The following is a 3563-nucleotide window of genomic DNA, read 5'->3' on the forward strand; positions in this document are numbered from 1 at the left end:
GTGACCTATTGGGAGAAAGAAACAGGCAAAGATGCCACGGTGACAGCACAAGATCCTGCACGCATTGCCCAAAATGGCTTGGTGAATAAGTCAGTGACTTATGATGGCTTCACCAATGCCAAGACGGCTTATACCGCTGCTGAACGTGATTTAAAAGCGCTTTCCAGTCCTTTAAAAATTGTGACTTTAAACAATGTTGATCCCGACACTGCATTACAGTTGAAAGAAGGCAATGCCTTTCATTGGAATTGGGCAGCTCATGGTGTGGATGGGGCGGTGATGCGCGTCAATTCAATTGACTATGGGGATGACCACAACTTTGGTGCAACCATCGAAGCCATTGAGGATGTGTTTAGTACCCCGATGAACTCTGTAGTGCCTTATGTACCACCCTATGAGAACCCAGCCAATCAAGCGCCGCTTGATAATCCTCATGTCCGTGTACTTGAGCTTCAATACTATGACGCAGTGCAATTTGCCACTGAGTCAGAAGTGAATGCTGATCTTGCAGATGAGCCTACTTTGTCACGCGTTGCTGTGGTGGCCCCACGTGGTCAACAAAATGCCATGTCGGCTGAGATCTATGTGGATTCAGGTTCAGGCTATGTCTCCAAGGCAACATTGTATTATTGCCCAAGTGCAGAATTAGAGCAGGCCATTGGCAAAATGGAATCTACATTCGCTATTCGAAAAGTAGAGGATTTAGAAGAAATTGAGCTGGGTAAATGGATCTTGGTCAATGATGAGCATATGGCGGTGACTGCTATCAGTGAAACTGAGATTACGGTCAAACGTGGGGTGAACTACACCGTTCCGCAGGATCATGCTGCAGGTTCTCTGATCTTATTCTGTGATGATTACATTGCACTGGATGAGACGGATTATTTCGCGGGTGAATTGCTCAATGTGAAAGCCTTAGTGAATACTGGTTCATCACAACTTGCGATTGGATCAGCAAGTTTACACGTAATTGAAATGATTGGTTTGGCAAACCGACCTTATCCTCCAGCAAATGTGAAAATCAACGATGCATACTGGCCAACCGAAATTGAAACCGACTTAGTTTTGACTTGGGTGGACCGCAATCGACAACAGCAAACAGGTGGCAGTATTCTGGGTTGGTTTGAAGGTGGTGTAACCATTGAACCAGGCACACAAACGCATTTAGTTCTGACGCAATTAGATGAAAACGATCTTGAACTAGCAACGACAAATGCCAATGTGACGGGAACCACAAGTTACACATTGCCAATTTCGTCGATGCAAGCTGATGCGCGCACTGTTGAAATTGTTATTAAAACTATACGTGATGGCTATGAATGTTTAAATCCATTTACTCATGCAGTTGAATTATCGCAATTCTTCTCTGCACCGTATGACCTGACAGTTGAGTTTAAAAATGACTAATCGTTTAGAGTTAAATTGGAAAGTAGATGGGTTTGTTGATGAGCAGCGTTATTACTGCTCAGAAACGCCGATTGATATTGAAAATTTACCGGTGCCAAAAGCAATTTTTGCAGGTGATGTACGTACCCACATTGATAGTGATTGTGTGGCGGGTAAAAAATATTATCTGCGGATAGGTGCGGTAAAAAATAATCTTGAAAAAATGAGTGATGAGAAATCAATGCTTTTTGGCAAAGAGTGGACACCGCAGAATTTATCAATAGCAGCAAAAGTTTGGTTAGATGATACAACAATAGTTGCGTCAGGTAGTGTTGCAACAAATTGGAATAACATAAACACTGGTGCAAATATTAACTTTTCACAAGCAACCCAATCTTATAGACCATCTTTAATTTCTAATGCGATCAATGGGAAAAATGCACTTAGATTCGATGGTGTTGATGATTATTTAATCTCTTCAACAACAGAAGCTGGAGCACTTTTTAGGAATGTGAATGGTGCATTTATACTGTGCATTATGAAGAAAATAAGCACACCATCTGAGTTGGGCTGGGTTTTTTCAGCACCAATTAGCACTGGCGATGGTGTAAGGGTATCAACAAGATTTGATGCTGATGGGCGCTTCTCGTCTGGAACAAGAAGGTTAGATACTGATGCTGGGAATGTAATTTATGACACCATAAATACAGGGCAGTATTTAATTTCAGGAATTGATATTAATTATACTGGAAACACTCAAGCTATATATAAAAATGCAACACTTTCATCTAGTGGTGTAATATCAGCATCGGGCGGAAACTCAGCAGACTCGCAAGGCTATAACAATAGACTGACAATTGGTGCAAGAACATTGCTGACTGGACGGACAAATGTAGAAATCGCATGTTTGATTGTGTGCTCGTATGCTGTAACAAATACAGATCGGCAAAAACTTGAAGGCTGGGCCGCGCATAAATACGGATTGACACAGAATTTACCAGCTGACCACCCATACAAAATATTAGTACCAACCATATAGCACCCAACCGGGTGTTTTTTATTGCCAAAAATTAGGGGGGATTCATGCAAGAGCATGAAAAGAATTTTTTACTTTTGATTGTCCTTGGTGCTTGTATCGGCTTTGCAAAGCTCTTGGTTTCGGATGAAAAACTCACTTGGCGCTTAGCGATTGGGCGAACAATTCTAGGCTCTGCAACTTCAACTGTTGCTGGTGCGGCCGTTTTGCAAATACCAGACATTAACCCATTGGGCCTTTTAGCGATTGCATCGGCCCTTGGCATTTTGGGAAGTACATTTATCGAGTCTTGGCTTAAACGCCAAGCAAACACTTGGAGTATTAAATGAAATTAATTGAAAACTGGAAACAGGCTTGGAAACTCAAGTCGGTACAAGTAGGCGCATTAAGCGCCTTTTTTTATGCCCTGATTTTATTCTCAGAACAGTTTTTAAGTGTGTGGGAGGTGATTCCGCAAGAGTTGAAAAACAAGATTCCTGAAAACGTTGCTGAGTGGGTGGGGATTTTCGTTGGTGTAGCAATGGTGCTCGCACGTTTGAAAAAGCAGCCTGAAATTCATCCTGTACCACAATTACTAAGCTTTGCCACATTACCAGTAAATTCTATTACCTTTGATCAGGCCTTTCAGCGATTGATTGGTCATGAAGGTGGGTACAGTAATGACAGTCGTGATCCGGGGAACTGGACAAGCGGAAAGGTTGGGGTAGGCACTTTAAAAGGCACAAAGTTTGGTTTAGCTGCTAACACCTATCCAAACCTTGATATTAAAAACATCACATTGGCCCAAGCCAAAGAAATTTATAAAAAAGACTGGTGGGATAAATTAGGCGGTCATGGTCTGCATTCTGCAATCACATTCCAGCTTTGGGACTTTGCAATTAATGCAGGGAAGAAAAGGGCAATCATTGAGCTTCAACAGGTTGCGGGTGTGACAGCTGATGGCATGATTGGACCTAAAACAATTGCAGCAGTGAATGCACTCGATCTGAATGATGTGCTGCTTTCATTAACGGCCGAACGATTGAAGTTTTATACATCACTTTCAACATGGCCAACATACGGAAAGGGCTGGACGAATCGTGTAGCGGATAACTTGAAATATGCTGCTCAAGATAATTAATCTTTTATTGCTGTGCATCCT

3 protein-coding genes and 1 pseudogene are annotated in these 3563 nt (G+C 42.1%); all 4 read left to right on the forward strand.

Translation table 11 applies throughout. The features are described from left to right. Window positions 1-1407, forward strand: a pseudogene (locus tag DPG01_RS18165) (hypothetical protein); the annotation flags it as partial. Next, window positions 1400-2425: a hypothetical protein gene (locus tag DPG01_RS18170; protein WP_110975981.1), complete on the forward strand. Its 1026-nt coding sequence runs from the start codon at window positions 1400-1402 to the stop codon at window positions 2423-2425. The pseudogene DPG01_RS18165 and the gene DPG01_RS18170, both read left to right, overlap by 8 nt. A 44-nt stretch (window positions 2426-2469) precedes the next feature. Further along, window positions 2470-2751 (forward strand): phage holin family protein, encoded by a 282-nt coding sequence (locus DPG01_RS18175; protein WP_110975982.1) that lies wholly within the window; start codon window positions 2470-2472, stop codon window positions 2749-2751. Next, window positions 2748-3542 carry a glycoside hydrolase family 108 protein gene (locus DPG01_RS18985; protein ID WP_228157026.1) on the forward strand — a complete coding sequence of 265 codons (795 nt, stop codon included), beginning with the start codon at window positions 2748-2750 and terminating at the stop codon, window positions 3540-3542. The genes DPG01_RS18175 and DPG01_RS18985 overlap by 4 nt, the downstream gene beginning before the upstream one ends. Window positions 3543-3563: the final 21 nt, after the last annotated feature.

This window comes from Acinetobacter sp. WCHAc060042, assembly GCF_003231195.1.
GTDB lineage: Bacteria > Pseudomonadota > Gammaproteobacteria > Pseudomonadales > Moraxellaceae > Acinetobacter.

Bases quoted from the DNA above. Each gene is read 5' to 3' on its own strand.
- DPG01_RS18985 (WP_228157026.1), top strand. From the start codon at position 2,748: ATGAAATTAATTGAAAACTGGAAACAGGCTTGGAAACTCAAGTCGGTA.
- DPG01_RS18175 (WP_110975982.1), top strand. From the start codon at position 2,470: ATGCAAGAGCATGAAAAGAATTTTTTACTTTTGATTGTCCTTGGTGCT.
- DPG01_RS18170 (WP_110975981.1), top strand. From the start codon at position 1,400: ATGACTAATCGTTTAGAGTTAAATTGGAAAGTAGATGGGTTTGTTGAT.